The sequence below is a fragment of the Saccharothrix syringae genome (genome assembly GCF_009498035.1).
GTDB lineage: Bacteria > Actinomycetota > Actinomycetes > Mycobacteriales > Pseudonocardiaceae > Actinosynnema > Actinosynnema syringae.
Genome location: NZ_CP034550.1, coordinates 1,564,053 through 1,581,492, shown reverse-complemented (window position 1 = coordinate 1,581,492; position 17,440 = coordinate 1,564,053). Strand labels below are relative to the sequence as shown.

General features: G+C 74.0%; 22 protein-coding genes and 2 tRNA genes. 7 read left to right on the top strand and 17 right to left on the bottom strand.

Annotated features, from left to right (window positions below; all coding sequences use genetic code 11):
- Positions 1-80 precede the first annotated feature (80 nt).
- The 5 genes from EKG83_RS07500 to EKG83_RS07485 are packed head-to-tail and all read right to left on the bottom strand — an operon-like array spanning position 81 to position 2,993.
- Positions 81-428 (bottom strand): type II toxin-antitoxin system PemK/MazF family toxin, encoded by a 348-nt coding sequence (locus EKG83_RS07500; RefSeq protein ID WP_033427529.1) that lies wholly within the window; start codon positions 426-428, stop codon positions 81-83.
- The gene (locus tag EKG83_RS07495) at positions 415-645 is read right to left on the bottom strand and encodes a ribbon-helix-helix domain-containing protein (protein WP_033427530.1); all 231 of its coding nucleotides are present in this window, start codon (positions 643-645) and stop codon (positions 415-417) included. Before EKG83_RS07495 ends, EKG83_RS07500 begins: the two co-directional genes overlap by 14 nt.
- A gap of 22 nt (positions 646-667) precedes the next feature.
- Positions 668-2,527 carry a glycosyltransferase gene (locus tag EKG83_RS07490; protein WP_033427531.1) on the bottom strand — a complete coding sequence of 620 codons (1,860 nt, stop codon included), beginning with the start codon at positions 2,525-2,527 and terminating at the stop codon, positions 668-670.
- A complete protein-coding gene (locus EKG83_RS48915) occupies positions 2,524-2,658 on the bottom strand; it encodes a hypothetical protein (RefSeq protein ID WP_265590319.1) in 135 nt (44 codons plus the stop codon). Before EKG83_RS48915 ends, EKG83_RS07490 begins: the two co-directional genes overlap by 4 nt.
- Positions 2,610-2,993: a DUF6542 domain-containing protein gene (locus EKG83_RS07485; RefSeq protein ID WP_051764354.1), complete on the bottom strand. Its 384-nt coding sequence runs from the start codon at positions 2,991-2,993 to the stop codon at positions 2,610-2,612. The genes EKG83_RS48915 and EKG83_RS07485 overlap by 49 nt, the downstream gene beginning before the upstream one ends.
- Before the next feature lie 49 nt (positions 2,994-3,042).
- Between EKG83_RS07485 and EKG83_RS07480 the strand changes: the two genes are divergently transcribed.
- Positions 3,043-4,065: an LCP family protein gene (locus EKG83_RS07480; protein ID WP_228122533.1), complete on the top strand. Its 1,023-nt coding sequence runs from the start codon at positions 3,043-3,045 to the stop codon at positions 4,063-4,065.
- On the opposite strand, the gene EKG83_RS07475 is transcribed toward EKG83_RS07480, so the two are convergent.
- The gene (locus EKG83_RS07475) at positions 4,042-4,731 is read right to left on the bottom strand and encodes a TetR/AcrR family transcriptional regulator (protein WP_051764359.1); all 690 of its coding nucleotides are present in this window, start codon (positions 4,729-4,731) and stop codon (positions 4,042-4,044) included. The two genes, EKG83_RS07480 and EKG83_RS07475, sit on opposite strands and share 24 nt — an antisense overlap.
- A gap of 122 nt (positions 4,732-4,853) precedes the next feature.
- Between EKG83_RS07475 and EKG83_RS07470 the strand changes: the two genes are divergently transcribed.
- Both EKG83_RS07470 and EKG83_RS47535 read left to right on the top strand, forming a co-directional pair.
- The gene (locus EKG83_RS07470; RefSeq protein WP_033427533.1) at positions 4,854-5,369 is read left to right on the top strand and encodes a hypothetical protein; all 516 of its coding nucleotides are present in this window, start codon (positions 4,854-4,856) and stop codon (positions 5,367-5,369) included.
- 79 nt (positions 5,370-5,448) lie between these two features.
- Positions 5,449-5,841: a PASTA domain-containing protein gene (locus tag EKG83_RS47535; RefSeq protein WP_228122532.1), complete on the top strand. Its 393-nt coding sequence runs from the start codon at positions 5,449-5,451 to the stop codon at positions 5,839-5,841.
- A 120-nt stretch (positions 5,842-5,961) separates the two neighbouring features.
- Here EKG83_RS47535 and EKG83_RS07460 read toward each other — a convergent pair.
- The 3 genes from EKG83_RS07460 to EKG83_RS07450 form a co-directional block, all read right to left on the bottom strand.
- A tRNA-Ile gene (locus tag EKG83_RS07460) sits at positions 5,962-6,036 on the bottom strand.
- Positions 6,037-6,121: 85 nt separating this feature from the next.
- On the bottom strand, positions 6,122-6,994 hold the full coding sequence (locus EKG83_RS07455) for an oxygenase MpaB family protein (RefSeq protein ID WP_051764360.1): 873 nt from the start codon (positions 6,992-6,994) through the stop codon (positions 6,122-6,124).
- A 118-nt stretch (positions 6,995-7,112) separates the two neighbouring features.
- Positions 7,113-7,184: transfer RNA gene (locus EKG83_RS07450), tRNA-Asn, on the bottom strand.
- Positions 7,185-7,318: 134 nt separating this feature from the next.
- On the opposite strand from EKG83_RS07450, the gene EKG83_RS07445 reads away from it, so the two are divergent.
- Positions 7,319-7,570, top strand: a complete 252-nt coding sequence (locus EKG83_RS07445; RefSeq protein ID WP_033427535.1) for a hypothetical protein — start codon at positions 7,319-7,321, stop codon at positions 7,568-7,570.
- A gap of 109 nt (positions 7,571-7,679) precedes the next feature.
- Here the strand turns inward: EKG83_RS07445 and EKG83_RS07440 are convergent, their stop codons facing one another.
- From EKG83_RS07440 to dnaG, 3 genes are read right to left on the bottom strand one after another with little or no spacing between them, the layout of a single operon-like run.
- On the bottom strand, positions 7,680-8,426 hold the full coding sequence (locus EKG83_RS07440; protein ID WP_033427536.1) for a trans-aconitate 2-methyltransferase: 747 nt from the start codon (positions 8,424-8,426) through the stop codon (positions 7,680-7,682).
- Positions 8,427-8,456: 30 nt separating this feature from the next.
- The gene (locus tag EKG83_RS07435; RefSeq protein WP_033427537.1) at positions 8,457-8,957 is read right to left on the bottom strand and encodes a hypothetical protein; all 501 of its coding nucleotides are present in this window, start codon (positions 8,955-8,957) and stop codon (positions 8,457-8,459) included.
- Positions 8,957-10,858 carry a DNA primase gene (dnaG, locus tag EKG83_RS07430; RefSeq protein ID WP_033427538.1) on the bottom strand — a complete coding sequence of 634 codons (1,902 nt, stop codon included), beginning with the start codon at positions 10,856-10,858 and terminating at the stop codon, positions 8,957-8,959. The genes EKG83_RS07435 and dnaG overlap by 1 nt, the downstream gene beginning before the upstream one ends.
- A gap of 34 nt (positions 10,859-10,892) precedes the next feature.
- Between dnaG and EKG83_RS07425 the strand changes: the two genes are divergently transcribed.
- The gene (locus EKG83_RS07425; protein WP_033427539.1) at positions 10,893-11,789 is read left to right on the top strand and encodes a sigma-70 family RNA polymerase sigma factor; all 897 of its coding nucleotides are present in this window, start codon (positions 10,893-10,895) and stop codon (positions 11,787-11,789) included.
- Here EKG83_RS07425 and EKG83_RS07420 read toward each other — a convergent pair.
- From EKG83_RS07420 to EKG83_RS07400, 5 genes are all read right to left on the bottom strand, one after another.
- Entirely contained in the window at positions 11,786-12,352 is a 567-nt protein-coding gene (locus EKG83_RS07420) for a carboxymuconolactone decarboxylase family protein (RefSeq protein ID WP_033427540.1), read from the bottom strand. The two genes, EKG83_RS07425 and EKG83_RS07420, sit on opposite strands and share 4 nt — an antisense overlap.
- A gap of 62 nt (positions 12,353-12,414) precedes the next feature.
- Entirely contained in the window at positions 12,415-13,452 is a 1,038-nt protein-coding gene (locus EKG83_RS07415; RefSeq protein WP_033427541.1) for a serpin family protein, read from the bottom strand.
- The gene (locus tag EKG83_RS07410) at positions 13,431-13,703 is read right to left on the bottom strand and encodes a hypothetical protein (protein ID WP_033427542.1); all 273 of its coding nucleotides are present in this window, start codon (positions 13,701-13,703) and stop codon (positions 13,431-13,433) included. The genes EKG83_RS07415 and EKG83_RS07410 overlap by 22 nt, the downstream gene beginning before the upstream one ends.
- A gap of 19 nt (positions 13,704-13,722) precedes the next feature.
- Positions 13,723-14,982: a deoxyguanosinetriphosphate triphosphohydrolase gene (locus EKG83_RS07405; RefSeq protein WP_033427543.1), complete on the bottom strand. Its 1,260-nt coding sequence runs from the start codon at positions 14,980-14,982 to the stop codon at positions 13,723-13,725.
- A 46-nt stretch (positions 14,983-15,028) separates the two neighbouring features.
- Positions 15,029-15,667 carry a YdcF family protein gene (locus tag EKG83_RS07400; RefSeq protein ID WP_228122531.1) on the bottom strand — a complete coding sequence of 213 codons (639 nt, stop codon included), beginning with the start codon at positions 15,665-15,667 and terminating at the stop codon, positions 15,029-15,031.
- Between the two features lie 63 nt (positions 15,668-15,730).
- Here EKG83_RS07400 and EKG83_RS07395 point away from each other — a divergent pair, with 63 nt between their 5' ends.
- Positions 15,731-16,459 carry a Type 1 glutamine amidotransferase-like domain-containing protein gene (locus tag EKG83_RS07395; protein ID WP_033427544.1) on the top strand — a complete coding sequence of 243 codons (729 nt, stop codon included), beginning with the start codon at positions 15,731-15,733 and terminating at the stop codon, positions 16,457-16,459.
- 16 nt (positions 16,460-16,475) lie between these two features.
- Entirely contained in the window at positions 16,476-17,321 is an 846-nt protein-coding gene (locus tag EKG83_RS07390) for a serine hydrolase (protein ID WP_051764367.1), read from the top strand.
- The last annotated feature ends 119 nt before the right edge of the window (positions 17,322-17,440 follow it).

Sequence of the window (17,440 nt, the reverse complement as noted above, 5' to 3'; positions counted from 1 at the left end):
CACTCGCCCGCGGGGCACCCGGAACGACCGGAACCCCCGGGGCCGTTGGTGCCCTCGACCAGTGCCGTGCCCCCGGGCGCTCAGAGCGCGAGGTGGATCCTCAGCGCCTCGTCCAACTGCTTGAGCACGGCGGGCGGCAGACCGCCGATGCGGGCGCGGAGCCGGACCGCGGCCACCGTGCGCACCTGCTCGGCCTGCGCCTTGGAGTCCCTGTCCAGGCCGCAGTCCCTGGCGGGCAGGAGCACCTGGAACGGGTACACCCGCGTGGTGTTCGAGGTGATCGGCACGACGGTCACCACGCCCCGGCCGCCCCGCCCGGCGGCCCGGTTCGCCGCGTCGTTGCTCACGACCACGGCCGGGCGGACCTTGTTGGCCTCGGTGCCGCGCACCGGCTCCAGGTCCACCCAGTAGATGTCACCTCGCCGCATCGACGACACCGTCTGACGCGGTCACGTCCCACATGTCGGCTTCCCCCTCGGCTTCCCACTCCTCCCACGCGGTGGCGTAGGCGTTCTCCAGTCCGGCCTCGCGGAGCAGCGCGATCGCCTGGTGGATCACCGAGGACCTGGAGGCGCTGCGATGTTGCCGCAGGTAGCGATCAACGAACTCTACGTCTTCCTCGGGCAGGCTCACACTGATTTTCATACCGCCGATGCTACCGGCGGTACTACCCGCCGACCACCCGGGCGAGCCCGCTGCGCCGCGCCGTCAGCCACGGCAGCGGGACCCCGTGCAGCGCCGTGAACAGCGACTTGATCACCACCACGTAGGTGAGCTGCCGGTAGGCGAACTGCTGGAGCGGGAACAGCCACAGGACCCTCAGCGACTCGCCGTCCAGGCGCAGCGCGTACCCGGCGCCCGCCGTCTGCACGACCAGGAACGCGGCCCAGACCACCAGCGCCCACGGCGCGTCGGCCACGAACGCCCCGTACAGCACGTACAGGTCGAGCGCGGGCGCCGACGCGGGCAGCAGGACGTGGTAGAGCAGCAGGTAGAGCAGCCCGAAGCGGCCCATCCGGTTCGGCTCGCGCAGCGCCGGGCGGTGCTTCCACATCGACTGGAACGTGCCGTAGGACCACCGGTACCGCTGCTTGTAGAGGCCCCCGACCCCGGTGGGCACCTCGGTCCACGCCCGCGCGGCCGGCTCGTACACCACCCGCCACCCGGCGCGCGTGATCGCCATGGTGGCGTCGGTGTCCTCGGCGAGGGTGTCGGGGCTGATGCCGCCGACCTCCTCCAGCGCCTCGCGCCGGAACGCCCCGATCGCGCCGGGGATCGTCGGGATGCACTCCAGCGCGTTGAGGACCTGCCGGTCGAGGTTGGAGCCGGCGGTGTACTCCAGGTGCTGCCAGGCGCCCAGCAGGCCGCCGCGGTTGGCGACCTTCACGTTGCCCGACACCGCGCCCACGCCCGGCTCGCCCAGCGGCCGCACGACCGCGGACACCGTGCCGGGCTCGAACACCGTGTCGCCGTCGACCAGCACCAGCGCGTCGTGCCGGGCGAGCGCGATGCCCGCGTTGAGGGCGGCGAACTTGCCGCGGTTGGGCTGGCCGACCACGCGCACGTTGGGCAGGCCGAGCGCGCGCACCGCGTCCGCCGTGCCGTCGGTCGAGCCGTCGTCGACCACGACCACCTCGACCTCGGCCGGGTGGTCCGAGGCGGCGATCGAGCGCACCGCGCCGGCGATGTTGGCGACCTCGTTGTAGGCGGGCACGACCACCGAGACCGGCGGTGCGTGGGGCCGCACCGGGAGTTCGCGGCGCAGGCGGCGCGAGGTGTGCGCGAGCCCCAGCTGCAGGGCGGTGCGCAGCGCCGCGAGGGCCGCCACCGCCGCGGCGACCGCGCCCAGGACCGCGGCGAGCACGTCGCCGTGGTGCTGCGCCCAGCTCAGGGCGTGCCCGGTGACCCGTTCGGCCAGGCCCGCGTCGGTGGCGGCGGGCGGCCGGCCGGTGGCGCCGGCGAGCGTGGTGAAGCGGTGCCCGGCCAGGGCCGCGACCAGCCCGTCGACCACGGCGGGCGTGACGCTGGAGACGTGCAGCCGGACCACGCCGCGCGGGCCGGCGAGCACGTCGGCGACGACGTGGTCGGCGTCGTACCGGTGCAGGTCGGGGGTGTCCGGCTCGGGTTCGGCCGGCGCGCCGCCGACGCCGGTGGCCGCGGCGAGGGCGGTGCGGGCGAAGGCCGTGCCGAGCCCGTCGCGCCCGCCCTCGCGGAACGACGACACCCCGACCTCGTGCCCCTCGCGCACGATCCGCCGCGCCAGCTCCGGATGCTCGTTGACGTGCGCGCCGACCAGGAAGAAGGTGGCCCGCAGGCCGTGCCGGGCCAGCTCGTCGAGCAGGCGGGGCGTGTAACGCGGGTGCGGCCCGCCGTGGAAGACGAGCGCGGTGACGCCCGGTGCCACGGCCTCCGCCGGCGCCGCCGGCCGCGCGCCCTGCCCGACCCGTCCCGTCGCGTAGGCGTGGAAGGCGAGCGCGCCCATCAGCAGGCACAGCCCCAACGCCAGCGACACCCAGTGCACCCTCACGGCACCTGCCGGGCGACGGTCGCCACGATGACCACCGCCAGGCACAGCAGCGACACCGCGACCGCCAGCCCGGCGGCGCGCATCACCCCGCCGCGCCTGCCCGTCCGGTCGACGAAGACCTGCTCCTCCACCACTTTCCCCCCACGCGCACCGCCGCGACCACCAGCCCCGCGCCCACCGCCACCGCGACGTGCGGGAACGCGCGCACGACCAGGACCGCCGACGCCCCCGGAGCGGCCGCCGTCGCGGCCACGACGAGAGCGGCGTGCAGCAGCGGCGGCGCGGGCACCACGACCCACAACCCCACCGGCCGCACCATCGCGGCGGCGAGCACCGAACCGAACACCGTGAAGACGCCGAACAACAACCCGGGTCGCTCGCCGTCGAGCCACACCGCGGCCTGGGTGAACACGGCCGCCACCGCGACCGCCGCCAGGCTCGGCAGGTGAGCCATGCGGTCGCCCACGACACATCCCCCCTGTGACTACTTTAGAGAACGACCGGGGGGAAAGATCGTGCGTTCAAAGTTCTACGCGGTGCTTCGGGCCACATGGGTGGTCATGTCCGCGGCGGTGCTGGTGGCGGCGGGCGTGGCGTGGTCCGCGTACCAGGAGGTCGACACCGGCGTCCGCCGCTCGCAGGCGATCCCACCGGACGCCCCGCGCTCGACGTCGGGGACGAACGTGCTGGTGATGGGCCTGACCACGCGCCGCAACGCCGACGGCACCACACCGCCCCAGGAGGTGCTGGACGCCCTGCACGCCGGCGACGTCGACCGGGGTGGCTACAACGCCAACACCCTGGTGCTGCTGCACCTGGGCGCGGGCCCGGCGGTGGCCCTGTCCATCCCGCGGGACAACGAGGTGGCGCTGCTGGGCATCCCCGGCGGCGGACCGCGGCGGGGCAAGGTGAAGGAGGCGTACGGGCGTGCCAAGGAGGCCCTGGAGCGGACGCTGCCCGCCACCGTGCCGGCGGCGGAGGCCGAGTGGCTGGGGCGGGAAGCCGGTCGGCGGGCCCAGGTGCTGACGGTCCAGGCGCTGCTGGGCGTGCCGGTGGACCACCTGGTCGAGGTGAGCATGGTGGGGTTCCACCACCTGACCACGGCCCTGGGCGGGATCGACGTGTGCCTGAACCGGGCGACGCGGGACCCGTCCTACTCGGGCGCCGACTTCCCGGCCGGCGTCCAGCACCTGACGCCGGCGCAGACCCTGGCCTTCGTCCGCCAGCGCCACGGGCTGCCGCGCGGTGACCTCGACCGGGTGCGGCGGCAGCAGGCGTTCCTGGGCGCGTTGGCCCGGCGGGTGGGGCAGGAGGGCCCGGCTTCCCTCGCGGCGCTGGTTGAGGTGGCCGAGCACCACGTGGTGGTGTCGGAGGGGTGGGACGCCCTGGCGGCGCTGCGGGACGTGTCGGGCGCGACCTTCCACACCCTGCCACTGGACGGCGAACAGGCCCTGCGCGAGGCCGCGGCGGCGGTCCTGGACCCGCGGGGCTCGTCCGGACCACCCGCCGCGCCCTCACCCGTGCCGTGCGTGGACTGAGGCCCTGCGGTCGAGCCGTCGTTCCAGCCCGTCGAGGAGGGCTTGGAGGCCGAGTTCGAAGGACTCGTCGGGGGAAGCGGCGTAACCGGTCGCCGCCGGGGTCCCCAGGCGGGCGCGCAGGCGCGGGTAGTGCGCGGCGACCTCCCGGGCCTTGTCCAGGGCATCGTGGAACCGCTCCTGGTCCTCGTCGAACCGGCGGGTGAGCGAGGCGGTCGCGGCGGCGCCGGTCGCGTTGCCCAGGACGTAGGTGAAGACGGCCGCGGCGGCCTGGTCGGCCTCGTCCGCGGTGAAGCCGGCGGCCTCGTGGACGGCGAGGCCGTGGTCGTCGTGGCGGGCCTTGCCGTGGCCGTAGACCAGGTGGGTGGCGAAGACCTGCACCAGCCAGGGGTGGCGGGTGAACATGCCGTGCAGGTCGGTGGCCATGGCGGTGGTCGCGGTGCGCCAGTCGGCCGCGTCCGGGTCGGGCAGCCGGAGTTCGCCCCACACCAGGTCGGTGGCGAGCAGGATCAGGTCGTCCTTGTTCTTGACGTGCCAGTACACGGCCGTGGCGGCGGAGTCGAGCCGCTTGCCCAGGGCGCGCATGTTCAGGCCGTCGAGCCCTTCCGCGTCCAGCAGCTCGACGGCGGCGCGGACGATCTGGTCCCGGGTGAGGGTGTCGCGTGGCATGGCCGCACGGTACGCACCGGCTTGCACAAAGTTCAAGAACGCACTTGCACATAGTTCAAGTCGCGGTCTAACGTCTCTCCCGTCAGCCAGTTGAACTAAGTTCAAGCCAAGGGAGACCCTCCGTGAACACCCTCGCCGCCGCCATGCAGCTGCTCGTCGCCGTCGCCTTCGTCAGCATCCCGGTGGTCCGCCACCGGTTCGGCCCCGCCGCCAAGGCCGCCGCGACCGCCGAACTCCGCCGCCAGCAGGTCCGCCCCGAGGTCCTGGAGGAGAACAAGCTCCGGTTCGACGCCGGCGGCCACGAGACCGCGGCCCCGGTGGCCGTCGCCGCGGTGATGACCGCCACCGCCGCCCTCAACCTCGCCGGCGCCGACCTCGGACGGCCGCTGACCTGGGTCTTCTCCTCGCTGGTGGTGCTGATGAACGTGGTGATCGTCTACAGCAACCTCACCGCGGTCAGGTCCGTGGAGGCCGCCTTCCGCCGCAAGGGCGGTGAACTCGCGCGCGTCCAGGTCGCGCCCTTCCTGCGTGCCGCCGAGAACGCCTTCCCCCACTGGGTCCGCGCCCAGACCCACGTCCGCAACACCGTGGTCTTCGGGGGCTCCGCCATCGCCCTGATCGCCGTCTCCCTCGGGTGACGCCTGTGCCAGGTTGGTGGCAGCGCCCGGTGACCGGCAAACGACGTGCGCGACGAGAACGCCCGCCAGGAGGAACCCCGTGAAGACCCGCTTAGCCGTGCTGCTCGGCACCGCCGCCCTGCTCACCGCCTGCTCGCCCACCACCGGCCAGACCGGCGGCACCACCGCGCCGATCACCACCCGCGAGGACATCCCGGCACCCGCGCCGGTCCCGACCACCGCGGAAGCCCCGCCGCCCCCGGCCCCCGAAACGTGCACCGTGCCGAACGTCGTCGGCCTGGTCCACCAGACCGCGCAGGACACCATGCAGGCCGCCGGGCTCTACATGCTCCGCGAGGAGGACGCCACCGGCCGCGGCCGCCTGCTGGTGGTGGACCGCAACTGGACCACCACCGCCCAGAGCGTGGCCGCGGGCGAGGTCGTCGACTGCGACACGACCATCACGCTGAGCGCGAAGAAGATCGGCGAGTAGTCCCGCCCCGCGCCCGATGCGTTGACGGCGGTTGAGGGGTTCCGGCGCGAAAAGCGAGGGGTCGGTGTGGCAACGATCATGGCCAGTTTTCGCGTCACCACACCCGACCTGCCGAAACAGTAGGGCGGGTGGGGTTCGAACCCACGACCTGACGGATTATGAGTCCGCTGCTCTGACCGGCTGAGCTACCGCCCCCTGACGTGCGGTTCTGGAGGGTACAGATCAGGGTTCGGTGCGTCTCGCCAACCCGGCAGGGCGTGACCAAGCTGTGCACTGGCGCCTACCGCGCCCCCAGGTCGGACGGCCGGTAGCCGGTCGGGTAGTTCGGGTACGTGCGGTTGCGCGGGTCGTTGGTCAGGCGCGCGGTGCGGCGGGGTGGCATCCGGCGGACCACTCCGGCCCGCAGGCGCAGGGCGGTCCTGGCCGCGGCGGTCAGGAGGCGCGGTTGGTGCGGGAAGCCGAACGCCTCCAGCATCGGGGCGTCCAGGAGGGAGAGGACGGCGCGGGATGTCAGGGACTTCGGCAGCGGGTACCAGGAGCAGAACAGGTCGAGGGTGTACCGGCCGATCCTGCGGTTGGTGTCGCTGTAGGCGAAGTGCTCGGCCTCGTACGCCTTCTTGAAGGCCCGGAAAGCCTCGTAGGTGTCCGGGACGTCCTTGATGCCCATCCGCGCCCCCACGGCCCGGTAGAAGTGGAACGCGGCCACGCGCTCGTGGTCGGTCAGGGGGCGCCAGCCGTAGGCGGTGATCCACTCGATCGGGTCGTACACGAACGTGGAGAGCACGTAGCGCATGTCGTCGTTCGAGATCTCGTACCTGCCGTGCAGGCGGTTGACCACGCGCAGGGCCTCCTTGCCGCGCGGGGAGTCGTAGCCGTGGTCCACCAGCTCGACCATGAGCAGCGCGGTGTCGTCGTAGCGCTTCTGCGGTCTGCGCTCGAACTCGCCGGTCCTGGCCAGCAGCGCCGAGACCGACGGGACGCAGTACGTCCTGAACAGGGCGAACTCCAGCGCCCGCACGTAGTCCCAGGGGAACTCGTAGCCCGACGAGATGCGCAGGATCTCCTGGTGGTCGCGTTCGGGGTCCAGCGCGGTGATGCGGCGCAGGTTGGCGAAGCGGTCCTGGCGCCGACGGGTGGCGAGGTCCTGGGACATGAGGGTCAGCCTGCCCCAAGAAACCACTCGATCGTGGTGACAAATGGGTGACTGCCGGGTACCCCGGCCCCATGAAACGACAAGACCCCAGGTCCGCGGACCTGGGGCTGCCATCGCGCTCCCCCAACTGGATTCGAACCAGTAACCCTTCGATTAACAGTCGAATGCTCTGCCGTTGAGCTATGGGGGATTGTTCGGTTGTGCGCCGGGCCTCTCGGCCTGACGGGACATAACTCTAGCGCATCCGGGACAGTGCTCGTGCACACCCCCCTCTTAACGGGGTATGAAGGGGCGTGACCAGGCACAACGGGAGGAGAGGACCTGATGAAGGGCATCTTGTTCGGTGCGGCCGTCGGCTACGTGCTGGGAGCGCGCGCCGGCCGTCATCGGTACGACCAGATCGTGCGCGCCTACCGCGCCCTGGCCGACCACCCCGCGGTGCAGGGCGCGGCCGGGGTGGTGCGGGCCAAGGTGAGCGAGAAGACCGGTTTCGGGCGTCGGACGACGACTGCGGCCAAGACCAGCGCCGAGGCCAACGGCTACCGGCGCGACCCGGTCATCCCGCGCGCCAACTGATCGGCGACGGCCGGCCGGCCGAACCGGCCGACGAGCGCGAGCGCCTGCGCCGAGGCCGCCCCCGGCGAACTCCGGGAGGCGGCCTCGGCGCAGGCGTGAACCCGCCGGGTCAGCGCACCCTGGCCACCGCGAACACCCGCCGGAACGGGAACCAGGTCGTGCCGTCGTCCCGTCGCGGGTAGGCGGCCCGCAGCCGGGGTGCCAGCGCCGCCCGGAACTCCTCCCACCCCCGCTCGCCCAGCGCCGCCCGCACCGGCCTCAGCGCCGTCCCGCTGATCCACCCCAGCACGGCGTCCTCCCCCTCCAACCGCTGCACGTAAGTCGTCTCCCAAGCGTCCACAGCGGCCTCGGACAGCACCTCCGCGTACCCCACGGCGTCCAGCACCGGCGACTCCCTCAGCAGCCCGCTGAGCCCCGGCCACCCCTCGGCCACCAGCTCCCGCACCAACCGGTGCGACGGCCCGTCGAAGTTCCCCGGCACCTGCACCGCCAGCCAGGCGCCCGACGGCAGCGCGCGCACCCACCCGCGCAGCAGCTCCTCGTGCCCGGGCACCCACTGGAGCACCGCGTTGGTCACCACGACGTCGACGTCCGGCGCGGGCTCCCACGACCCCACGTCGGCGACCCGCGCGGCCAACCCGCGCTCCCGCGCCGCCGCCACCATCTCCGGCGAGGAGTCCAGGGCCTCGACCACCGCCGAGGGCCAGCGCGACACCAGGGTCGCGGTCAGGTTCCCCGGCCCGCAGCCGAGGTCGACCACCCGGCGCGGCTCCGTCGCGCCCACCCGCGCCAGCAGGTCGTGGAACGGTCGCGACCGGTGGTCGGCGAACGCGAGGTACTCGGCCGGGTCCCACATGAGGCGCCTCCAAACAGTACGATCGTACTGTTACCCTACGCCCCGCAGCTTCTCCGCCACCGACGCGGCGATGTCCCGCAACGCCGCCACGTCCGCGCCCGGGTCCGGCCGCACCTGGAGCACCACGCCGTCGCGCCCGGCCACCTTGCGCTGGAGGAACCACGCCCCCGGCACCTCGTTGCGGTGCCGCGACCGGATCGACCCGGTCACCCGCTCGTGCACCACCTGCGGCACCCGGCCCGGCGACTCCAGCGGGAACCGCTGCGGCGGCAGGTCGCGCAGCAGCACCGCCTCCCCGGCCGCGCCGTCCTCGACCGCCTCCACGACCGCCAGCGCGCCCCCGGTCCACGTCGCCTTGCTGACCAGGTGCCACCCGACCCGCCGCGGACCCGGCAGCCACAGCCCGTGCGAGGTCGCCACCAGCCACGACGTCCCCACCGCGGCCGACGCCAGCACGTGCTCCTCGGGCTCCAGCTCCCCGGTGAACCCCTCGGGCGCGCCCGAGCCGAACAACCTCCGGAACAACCCCATCACAGCCCGCCGATCGCCTGCTGGCCCAGTTCCTTGTGGTACGCCTCCAGCGCCACCAGGTCGCCGAACAGCGCCCGGTACTCGTCCGGGTCCTCCAGCGGCGACACGCGCTTGAGCCGCGACTTCAGCTCCGCGATCTGCCCGGACAGGTGGATCTGCTGCAGCCGCTTGAGCACGCTCTGCACGTACGGGTACTGGTCGCCCGCCTTGACCTGCAGCGGTTCCACCGACAGCTCGGTCACCAGCGACTTGAGCACCGGCGGCCCGCACGCCTGCGACACCGCCTCCACGAACGCGGGCCCGGACAGTCCCGCCGACGCGCCGCCCGCCTCCCGCACCGCCCGGTGCAGCGCCTGGTAGGCGGGGTTGGTGAACGCCTCGTCCGGCAGCGCGTCGTAGTACGGCCCGGCCATCTCCGGCAGCTGCAGGGCCGACTTCAGCGCCTCCCGCTGCGCCCACAGCGCGGGGTCGCGCGGGTCGGGGCGCGCCGGACCGCCCACGTCCACGGGCAGGGCGCCCTGGTTCGGGTCCACCGGGCGGCGGCGGGCCGGTGCCGCGGGCGCGGGGGCGCGGCCGTTGGCCGTCTCGCGGACCCGGCGGACCACGGCCGCCTCGTCGTCCCAGCCCACCCACCACGCCAGGCGCGTGGCGTAGCCGTCGCGCTTGGCCCGGTCCTTGATCTGCGCCACGAACGGCACCATCGCCTTGAGCGCCTCGACCCGGCCGTCCACCGAGTCCAGGTCGTAGTCCTTGAGCCGGGTGCGGATGGCGAACTCGAACAGCGGCGTGCGCCGGGCCACCAGGTCGCGCACGGCCACGTCGCCCTTGGCCTGCCGCAGCTCGCACGGGTCCATGCCGTCCGGCGCGATCGCGATGTAGGTCTGCGCGGTGAACTGCTGCTCGCCCTCGAACGCCTTGAGCGCCGCCTTCTGCCCCGCCGAGTCGCCGTCGAAGGTGAAGATCACCTCGCCGTTGAGCGAGTCGTCGATGAGCAGCCGCCGCAGCACGTTCATGTGGTCCGCGCCGAACGCCGTGCCGCACGAGGCCACCGCCGTGGGCACGCCCGCCAGGTGCATGGCCATCACGTCGGTGTAGCCCTCGACCACCACGGCCTGCCGCCGCTTGGCGATCTCCCGCTTGGCCAGGTCCAGCCCGAACAGCACCTGCGACTTCTTGTAGATCGGGCTCTCGGAGGTGTTGAGGTACTTGGCCTGGATCTGGTCGTCGTCGAAGATGCGCCGCGCGCCGAAGCCGACCACGTCGCCGCCGAGGTCCCGGATCGGCCACAGCAGCCGCCGGTGGAACCGGTCGATCGGCCCCTGGCGGCCCTCCTTGGTCAGCTGGGCCTTGATCAGCTCGGTCAGCTCGAAGCCGCGGCCGAGCAGGTGCTTGGTCAGCCGGTCCCAGCCGGCCGGGGCGAAGCCGCAGCCGAAGGTGCGGGCCGCGGCCTCGTCGAAGCCGCGCTGTGCCAGGAACTCGCGCGCCGGCATGGCGTCGGGCGAGGCCAGCTGCTCGGCGTAGAACTCGGCGGCGGCCCGGTGGGCCTCCAGCAGCCTGCTGCGGGTGCCGCGGTCGCGCTGGATCGTCGCGCCGCCGCCCTCGTAGGTCAGCTGGATGCCCGCCCGGTCGGCCAGTCGCTCGACCGCCTCGACGAACCCCAGGTGCTCGATCTTCATCACGAACGCGATGACGTCGCCGCCCTCGCCGCAGCCGAAGCAGTGGAACGTGCCGTGCGTGGGGCGGACGTTGAACGACGGCGACTTCTCGTCGTGGAACGGGCACAGGCCCTTCAGCGCGCCGCCACCGGCCCGGCGCAGCGACACGTGGTCGCCCACGACGTCGTCGATCCGGCTCCGGTCGCGGACCAGCGCGATGTCGCTCTCCCGGATGCGTCCTGCCACAGCAGGCGAGTCTAGTGCTGGTTGACTGGTGGCCATGACCGCAGCCGAGCAGACCCTCGCCGCCGCCTTCACCGGTCACCGCGCGCACCTGGTGGGGGTGGCCTACCGGCTCACCGGCAGCGTCGCGGACGCCGAGGACGCGGTGCAGGAGGCGTGGCTGCGGCTGACCGGGCTCGGCGACCGGGCGCGCGCGGAGATCCGGGACCTGCGGGGCTGGCTGACGACCGTGGTGGGCCGGATCTGCCTGGACCGGCTGCGGTCGGCGGCGGTGCGGCGCGAGCGGTACGTGGGCCAGTGGCTGCCCGAGCCGCTGATCACCTCCGGCGAGGACGACCCGCTGGACGCCGTGGTGCGCGACGACGGCGTGCGGATGGCGGCCCTGGTGGTGCTGGACCGGCTCACGCCCGAGCAGCGGGTGGCGTTCGTGCTGCACGACGCGTTCGGCGTGCCGTTCACCGAGATCGCCGCCGTGCTCGGGGTGACCGAGGCCACGGCCCGCCAGCACGCCTCGCGCGGCCGGCGGGCGGTGGCCGCGGCCGAGCCACCGCCCCGCGTGGCGCTGGACGAGCAGCGCGAGCTGCTGGAGCGCTTCGTCGCCGCGCTGGCCACCGGCGACGTGGGGGCGGTGGTCGGCCTGCTGCACCCGGACGTGGTGGCCGTGGGCGACGGCGGCGGCAAGGCCAGGACCGCGATCAACGTCATCGACGGCCCCGCGAAGGTGGCGCGCTTCCTGCTCGGCCTGGTGCGCAAGTACGGCGGCATCACCGCCGCCGGGCGGCCGGTGCTGGTCAACGGCGACCTGGGCGTGCTCTTCCCCGAGCAGCCGGGCGTCAGCGCGCGGGTGAGCAGCATCGTGGTGCGCGACGGCCTGGTCGTCGCGATCTACGACGTGGTCAACCCCGACAAGCTCGGCCACGTGCGCTTCGACTAGGGCATCGGCACCCGGCAGGCGTCCCCCGAGGTGAAGCCCTGGTCGGTGATGCCCAGCGCCGAGTTGAACCGGCCCCGGTTGTTCTCCAGCGCGATCAGGTAGGTCAGCTCGACCAGCCCGTCGTGCCCGAGCCGCCGGTCCAGCTCGGCGACCTGCTCGTCGGTGACGGTGACCGGCGTGTCGGTCATGGCGTCGGCGTAGGCCAGCGCCAGCTTCTCCAGCTCGGTGTAGCGGTCGGAGTTCGCGTAGTCGCCGATCTCCCGGAGCCGGTCCACGTCCAGGCCCTCGTGCTTGATCAGCATGGTGCCGAAGTCCACGCACCACGAGCAGCCGAGCTTGACCGCGGTGGCGTAGACCACCAGCTCGCGCAGCGACACCGGCAGCACCCGCGCCGCCCGCTCCACGCCCAGCTCGTGCCGGGCGCCGACCACCATCAACTTCCGGTGGTGCGCGGACACGGCGACCGGTTCGGGCACCGCGCCGAACTTGCGCCTGCTGAGCCGGTAGGCGATCTTCACCAGCGCGCTGGCGCCCCTGGCGGGGACGACCGGGATCCTGGCCATGCGTTCCTCCTCGTTCCGGGTCCGACACCCGGTGGACGAGGCGGGGCGCGCGAACGTGACGGCTAGGGCTCGACCACCTGGGCCAGGAAGAACACCGCGCCGGTGGCCGCGTGCCGGACCAGCAGCAGGTACGGGCGGTCGACCCGGACCACCAGGGCGGGCTCGTCCTCGGGGGTGAACGACACCATCCGCATCGTCACGGCGGTCGCCGCGGCACCCTCGAAGCCCTGCTCGTCCACCCGCAGCACGGCCTCGTGGACCACGTCGTCGACGTACAGGCGCGGGTCGGGGCTCAGGCCGGTCAGGTCGGCGCCGGGGGTGAACAGGGTCCGCACGCCGACCCGCCGCAACGCCTCGGCCAGCGACGCGTTCATGCCGATCCGGAGCCTGGGCAGGTACAGCTCGACGCGCCGCCAGTCCAGGGCGTCCAGCACCTCGGGCACGCCCTCCGTGCCGCCCAGCTCGTCGTCGGGCAGCAGCACGACCGCCTCCACGCCGCCGTGGGCGGGCAGGCACACCGCCTGCCACCCGGCGCGGTGCGCGTGCCGGACGCGCTCGGTGCGGCGCATGGTCGGCACCTCGCCCGCGCCCCGGAACGGCCGGTCGGCGGTGTCGTGCTCCGGGAACTCCGCGGTCCAGGCGCACTTCAGGTACAGCGCGTTGACCAGGGTGGCCACCGTGTCGTCGGTGATCGACCCGGCGGCGAGCAGCTCGGGGATCAGCTGCCGGGTGGTCTCGGCGACGTCGGCGTTGATGAGCTTGCGCGCGCCCTCCGGGTCGTCCCGGAACGGCGCGGGGCGGACCGCGGCGCCGGGCCGGTCGGCCAGCTCGGCCAGGAAGTCCTCCTCCAGCGGCAGGCCGTCGGCGGCCCACAGGGTGTTGGCCACGGCGAACTCGGCGCCGTCGACCTCCACCCCGACCGCGTCGACGTCCCCCAGCAGGCGCGTCAGCTCGGCCCGCGTCCCGCCGCGCGCGGCGCGGGCGGTCAGGGCGAGGGCACCGGCCACCGAGTGGGGCGACCAGCAGGCGTTCCGCGTGCGATCGGGCGCGATGGCGTCGTGCAGGGTGAGGGCGAACGTCAGCCGCGCTCGATCAGGCACTGGGTTTCCTCCACGAGGATCGGGTCTTCCGGGGGCGGTCGCTCCCCGGCGCCGCTGACCGGGCCGAAGGGCTTGGGGCGGCGTGGTTCGCGCACGCCGGCGGAACCGTCGTCGGGTTCGTCGTCGTCCCACCCGGGGTAGGGGGGCTCGACCAGGGCCGGCACCGGTTCCCGGCTCGGCCTGCGCCACGGCTCCGGTCGGCCGGGCGGTCGGTTCTCCTCCGCGAAGCCGGAGGGGCGGTTGTCGTCCATTCCCCGAGTGTGCCACCGGTCACATTTCCCCGGGGGCGCTTCGGAGGGCCCGGTGCCACGCCACGGCCTGCGCGTCGGTCAGCGTCGCGACCTGGTCGACCACCACGCGCAGCCGCGCGGCGTCGTCCCCGGCCGCCGCCCACGCCGGGTGGAACGCGGGGTCGAGCGCGTCCGGGGCGCGGCGCAGCAGCGCGTCCGCCAGCTCGGCGACCAGCTCGCGCTGGCGGGCCTGCACGGCCAGCCGCGCCGGGTCGCTCATCACGTACCGCACGGCCACCGCCTTGAGCAGCGCGACCTCGGCCTGCACCCGCGGCGGCACGACCAGGTCGGCCCGGTAGCGGGTGAGCGGGCCGTCGCCGTGCGCCCGGCGGGTGGCGCCCACGGCCGCCGAGGCGAACCGGCCGACCAGCTCGCTGGTGAGGCGCTTGAGGGCGACCTGGGCGCGGCGGGACCCGTCGTACTCGGCGAGGTCCGCGATGACCGGCAGGCGCAGCAGCTCGTCGGCGGTGGCCTCCAGGGTGGAGACCGGCTCGGCGCAGAAGTGCTTGGCGGCCAGCTCCGCGATGGCGGCCCGCTCGGTCGGGTCGCCGAGCGCGGACAGCCGGATGCGGTGGGCCAGCACGCCGTCCTCCACGTCGTGCACGGAGTAGGCCACGTCGTCGGCCCAGTCCATGACCTGCGCCTCCAGGCAGCGGCGGTGCTCGGGCGCGCCCTCGCGCAACCACGTGAACACCGGCAGGTCGTCGTCGTAGGCGCCGAACTTGACCACGCCGGGCCGCCGGGGCCACGGGTACTTCGTGGCCGCGTCCAGGCACGCGCGGGTGAGGTTGAGGCCGTGCTCGGTCTTGGGCTCCAGGCGGGTCAGGATGCGCAGGGTCTGGGCGTTGCCCTCGAACCCGCCGCACGGCCCGGCCAGGTCGTTGAGCGCGCGTTCCCCGTTGTGCCCGAACGGCGGGTGGCCGATGTCGTGCGCGAGGCCCGCGGTGTCCACGAGGTCGGGGTCGCACCCCAGCTCCTCCCCGATGCCGCGGCCGATCTGCGCGACCTCCAGGGAGTGCGTGAGCCTGGTGCGCGGCACGCCGGTCACCTCGGCGCCCTCGTGGGGGCCCACGACCTGGGTCTTGCCCGCCAGCCGCCGCAGGGCCGCCGAGTGCAGCACCCGGGCCCGGTCGCGGGAGAAGGGCGAGCGGCGCTCCTCGCGGGCGCCGGGCAGCACGCCCTGCTTGGGGGGCTCCCCGGCCAGCCGCGCCGCGTCGTGGTCGGTGTAGCCCTGGCGCATCCCACCAGGGTAGGTGGGCGCGGGTCGGGCCCTCGCGGCGGTCGCGTCAGAGCAGGATGCCGTCGAAGGCGCCGGCCGGTGCCTTCATCAGGTGGTAGTACAGCAGGCCGCCGGTCTCGCGGCGGATGTAGAACAGCTGGGTCTCGCGGGTCTGCACGTTCGGCCCGCTGCGCGTCGGCGAGGTCCAGGCGTCCAGGCCCTCGTCCTCGGCCATGGTGCGGGCGCGCAGCGAGTGCCACGGGTCGCTCACGATCACGGCCGTGCGCAGCGACTTCTCCCGCGCGGCGGCGGCCACGGCGCGGATGCTGCCCAGCGTGTCGGTGCCCTCGCCGACCTCCAGGATCCGGTCGGCCGGGACGTCGTGCGCCTCCAGCCAGATCCGGCCGGCCTCGCCCTCGGTGTAGTTGTCCCCCGGCTGCCGGCCGCCCGTGGTGGCGATGTAGCCCACCACGCCCTGCTGGTAGAGCCGCCGGGCGTGCTGGAGGCGCGCTTCGAGCACGTCGGAGGGCACCCCGTTGTACTGGGCGGCGCCGAGCACGACGGCCATGTCGGCGTGCGTGCGGTCGTCCTCGCGGGCGACCTGCCAGACGCGGAACGCGGTGCCGCCCACCACCAGGACCCCGATGACCAGGGCACCGAGCACGGCGCGGATCACCAACCTGCGGAGCCACGGCAGGAACTTCACACCGCGCATGATCCCACACACGCCCTGTGCGCGACGGCCGCCACCACTGCCAGGATCGCGGCCATGGCAGCAGACCAGCCCACCATCGTCGCCACCTCCGGCGGGTTCCGCACCGGCCGGCGCACCAACCTGGAGTTCCACAAGCTCGTCCACCACGCCGTCGACCTGTCCGGCGTCCACGGCCGCCGGCCGCGGCTGTGCCACGTCGGCACGGCCTCCGGCGACCAGCGGTCGTGGCACGCCGACCTCGACGAGGCAGGCCGGCTGGCGGGCTGGGACGTGTCGCACCTGAACCTGTTCCCGATGCCGCCGACCGACGACCTGGCGGGCTTCGTCCGCGAGCACGACGTGGTGTGGGTCGGCGGCGGTTCGGTGGCCAACCTGCTGGCCGTGTGGGCGGTGCACGACCTCGGTGGCGCGCTGCGCGCGGCGTGGCGGGCGGGCGTGGTGCTCGGCGGCGTGTCGGCGGGGTCGATCTGCTGGTTCGCCGGCGGGACCACCGACTCGTTCGGCCCGGAGCTGCGGGTGGTCACCAACGGGCTGGGCTTCCTGCCCTACGGCAACGGCGTGCACTACGACAGCGAGGCCCTCCGGCGGCCCACCGTGCACCGGGCGGTGGCGGACGGGGTGCTGCCCGAGACGCACTGCACCGACGACGGCGCCGGGCTCGTCTACCGCGGCACCGAGCTGGTGGAGGCGGTGTCCGAGCGGGCGGGCGGCGGCGCGTACGTGGTACGGCGTGACCCTTCAGGATGCTCACAGGAGGAATCGCTCGACATCAGGCGGTTGTGACGCGCAACGTGGAATCGTGGCGGAACGGTGGTCTTCGAGCGCGCTGGCGCTGGGCATGGTCGCGTTGGTGGGGTGCGGGGCGCACACGTCGCTGGTCGCGTCACCGACCGGCCAGGCCCTGGTCGCGCCGCGCGTGACCGCCGACGCGCCGGCGGCGGACCCGGTGGCGGTGGACCTCGCGGCGGTGGTGGCGCGGGCGGTCGAGGCGGGCGGCGGCGCCGACCTCGGGCTGGCCGTGGTCGACCTGGACACCGGCGCCACCGCGGGCCACGACGCCGACGCGCCGTTCCGCACCGCGTCGCTGAGCAAGCTGCTGGTCGCGGTCGACGTGCTGACCACCGGCGACGTGCCGCTGGAGGACCTGGACCTGCTGGAACGCGCGCTGAGCCTGAGCGACGACGAGGCCATGAACACCCTGTGGGACCTCTACGACGGCATGGGCGCGGTCGAGCGGGTGACCTCGCTGGCCGGCCTGACCGAGACCCGGGCGCCCGACGACGCCGCCCAGTGGGGTGACGTGGAGATGTCGGCCGACGACGTGGCGCGGCTCTACCGGTACGTGCTGACCTCGATGCCCGGGGAGGACCGGGACTTCGTCGTCGACGCCCTGTCCGAGGCGCGGTCGACCGCGGCGGACGGGTTCGACCAGGCGTACGGGCTGATGGCGCCGGGCACGGACGCCTACGCCAAGCAGGGCTGGATGTGGTACCTGCCGGGGGACTTCCACCTGCACACGGCCGGGGTGGTGGCCGACCGGTACGTCGTGGTGGCGCTGTCGGTGCAGAGCGGGGTGGACGAGCAGGAGGCCAAGGACCGGCTGACCGCGGTGACCGGTGCGGTGGTGGACGGGGTGGCGGGCTGAGGCCGCCCGGCGCGGAGGGTGGCGCACCCGCGACGCGCACCGACGGCCCGCCGGAACCCGCCCGGCGGCGCACACCCGCAACGCGCACCAACGGCGACCCGCCGAAACCCACCCGGCGC

Coding starts and splice junctions, on each gene's coding strand:
- EKG83_RS07500 (WP_033427529.1), bottom strand. CDS start 428: ATGCGGCGAGGTGACATCTACTGGGTGGACCTGGAGCCGGTGCGCGGC.
- EKG83_RS07495 (WP_033427530.1), bottom strand. CDS start 645: ATGAAAATCAGTGTGAGCCTGCCCGAGGAAGACGTAGAGTTCGTTGAT.
- EKG83_RS07475 (WP_051764359.1), bottom strand. CDS start 4,731: ATGCCACGCGACACCCTCACCCGGGACCAGATCGTCCGCGCCGCCGTC.
- EKG83_RS07455 (WP_051764360.1), bottom strand. CDS start 6,994: ATGTCCCAGGACCTCGCCACCCGTCGGCGCCAGGACCGCTTCGCCAAC.
- EKG83_RS07445 (WP_033427535.1), top strand. CDS start 7,319: ATGAAGGGCATCTTGTTCGGTGCGGCCGTCGGCTACGTGCTGGGAGCG.
- EKG83_RS07440 (WP_033427536.1), bottom strand. CDS start 8,426: ATGTGGGACCCGGCCGAGTACCTCGCGTTCGCCGACCACCGGTCGCGA.
- EKG83_RS07435 (WP_033427537.1), bottom strand. CDS start 8,957: ATGGGGTTGTTCCGGAGGTTGTTCGGCTCGGGCGCGCCCGAGGGGTTC.
- EKG83_RS07425 (WP_033427539.1), top strand. CDS start 10,893: ATGACCGCAGCCGAGCAGACCCTCGCCGCCGCCTTCACCGGTCACCGC.
- EKG83_RS07420 (WP_033427540.1), bottom strand. CDS start 12,352: ATGGCCAGGATCCCGGTCGTCCCCGCCAGGGGCGCCAGCGCGCTGGTG.
- EKG83_RS07410 (WP_033427542.1), bottom strand. CDS start 13,703: ATGGACGACAACCGCCCCTCCGGCTTCGCGGAGGAGAACCGACCGCCC.
- EKG83_RS07405 (WP_033427543.1), bottom strand. CDS start 14,982: ATGCGCCAGGGCTACACCGACCACGACGCGGCGCGGCTGGCCGGGGAG.
- EKG83_RS07395 (WP_033427544.1), top strand. CDS start 15,731: ATGGCAGCAGACCAGCCCACCATCGTCGCCACCTCCGGCGGGTTCCGC.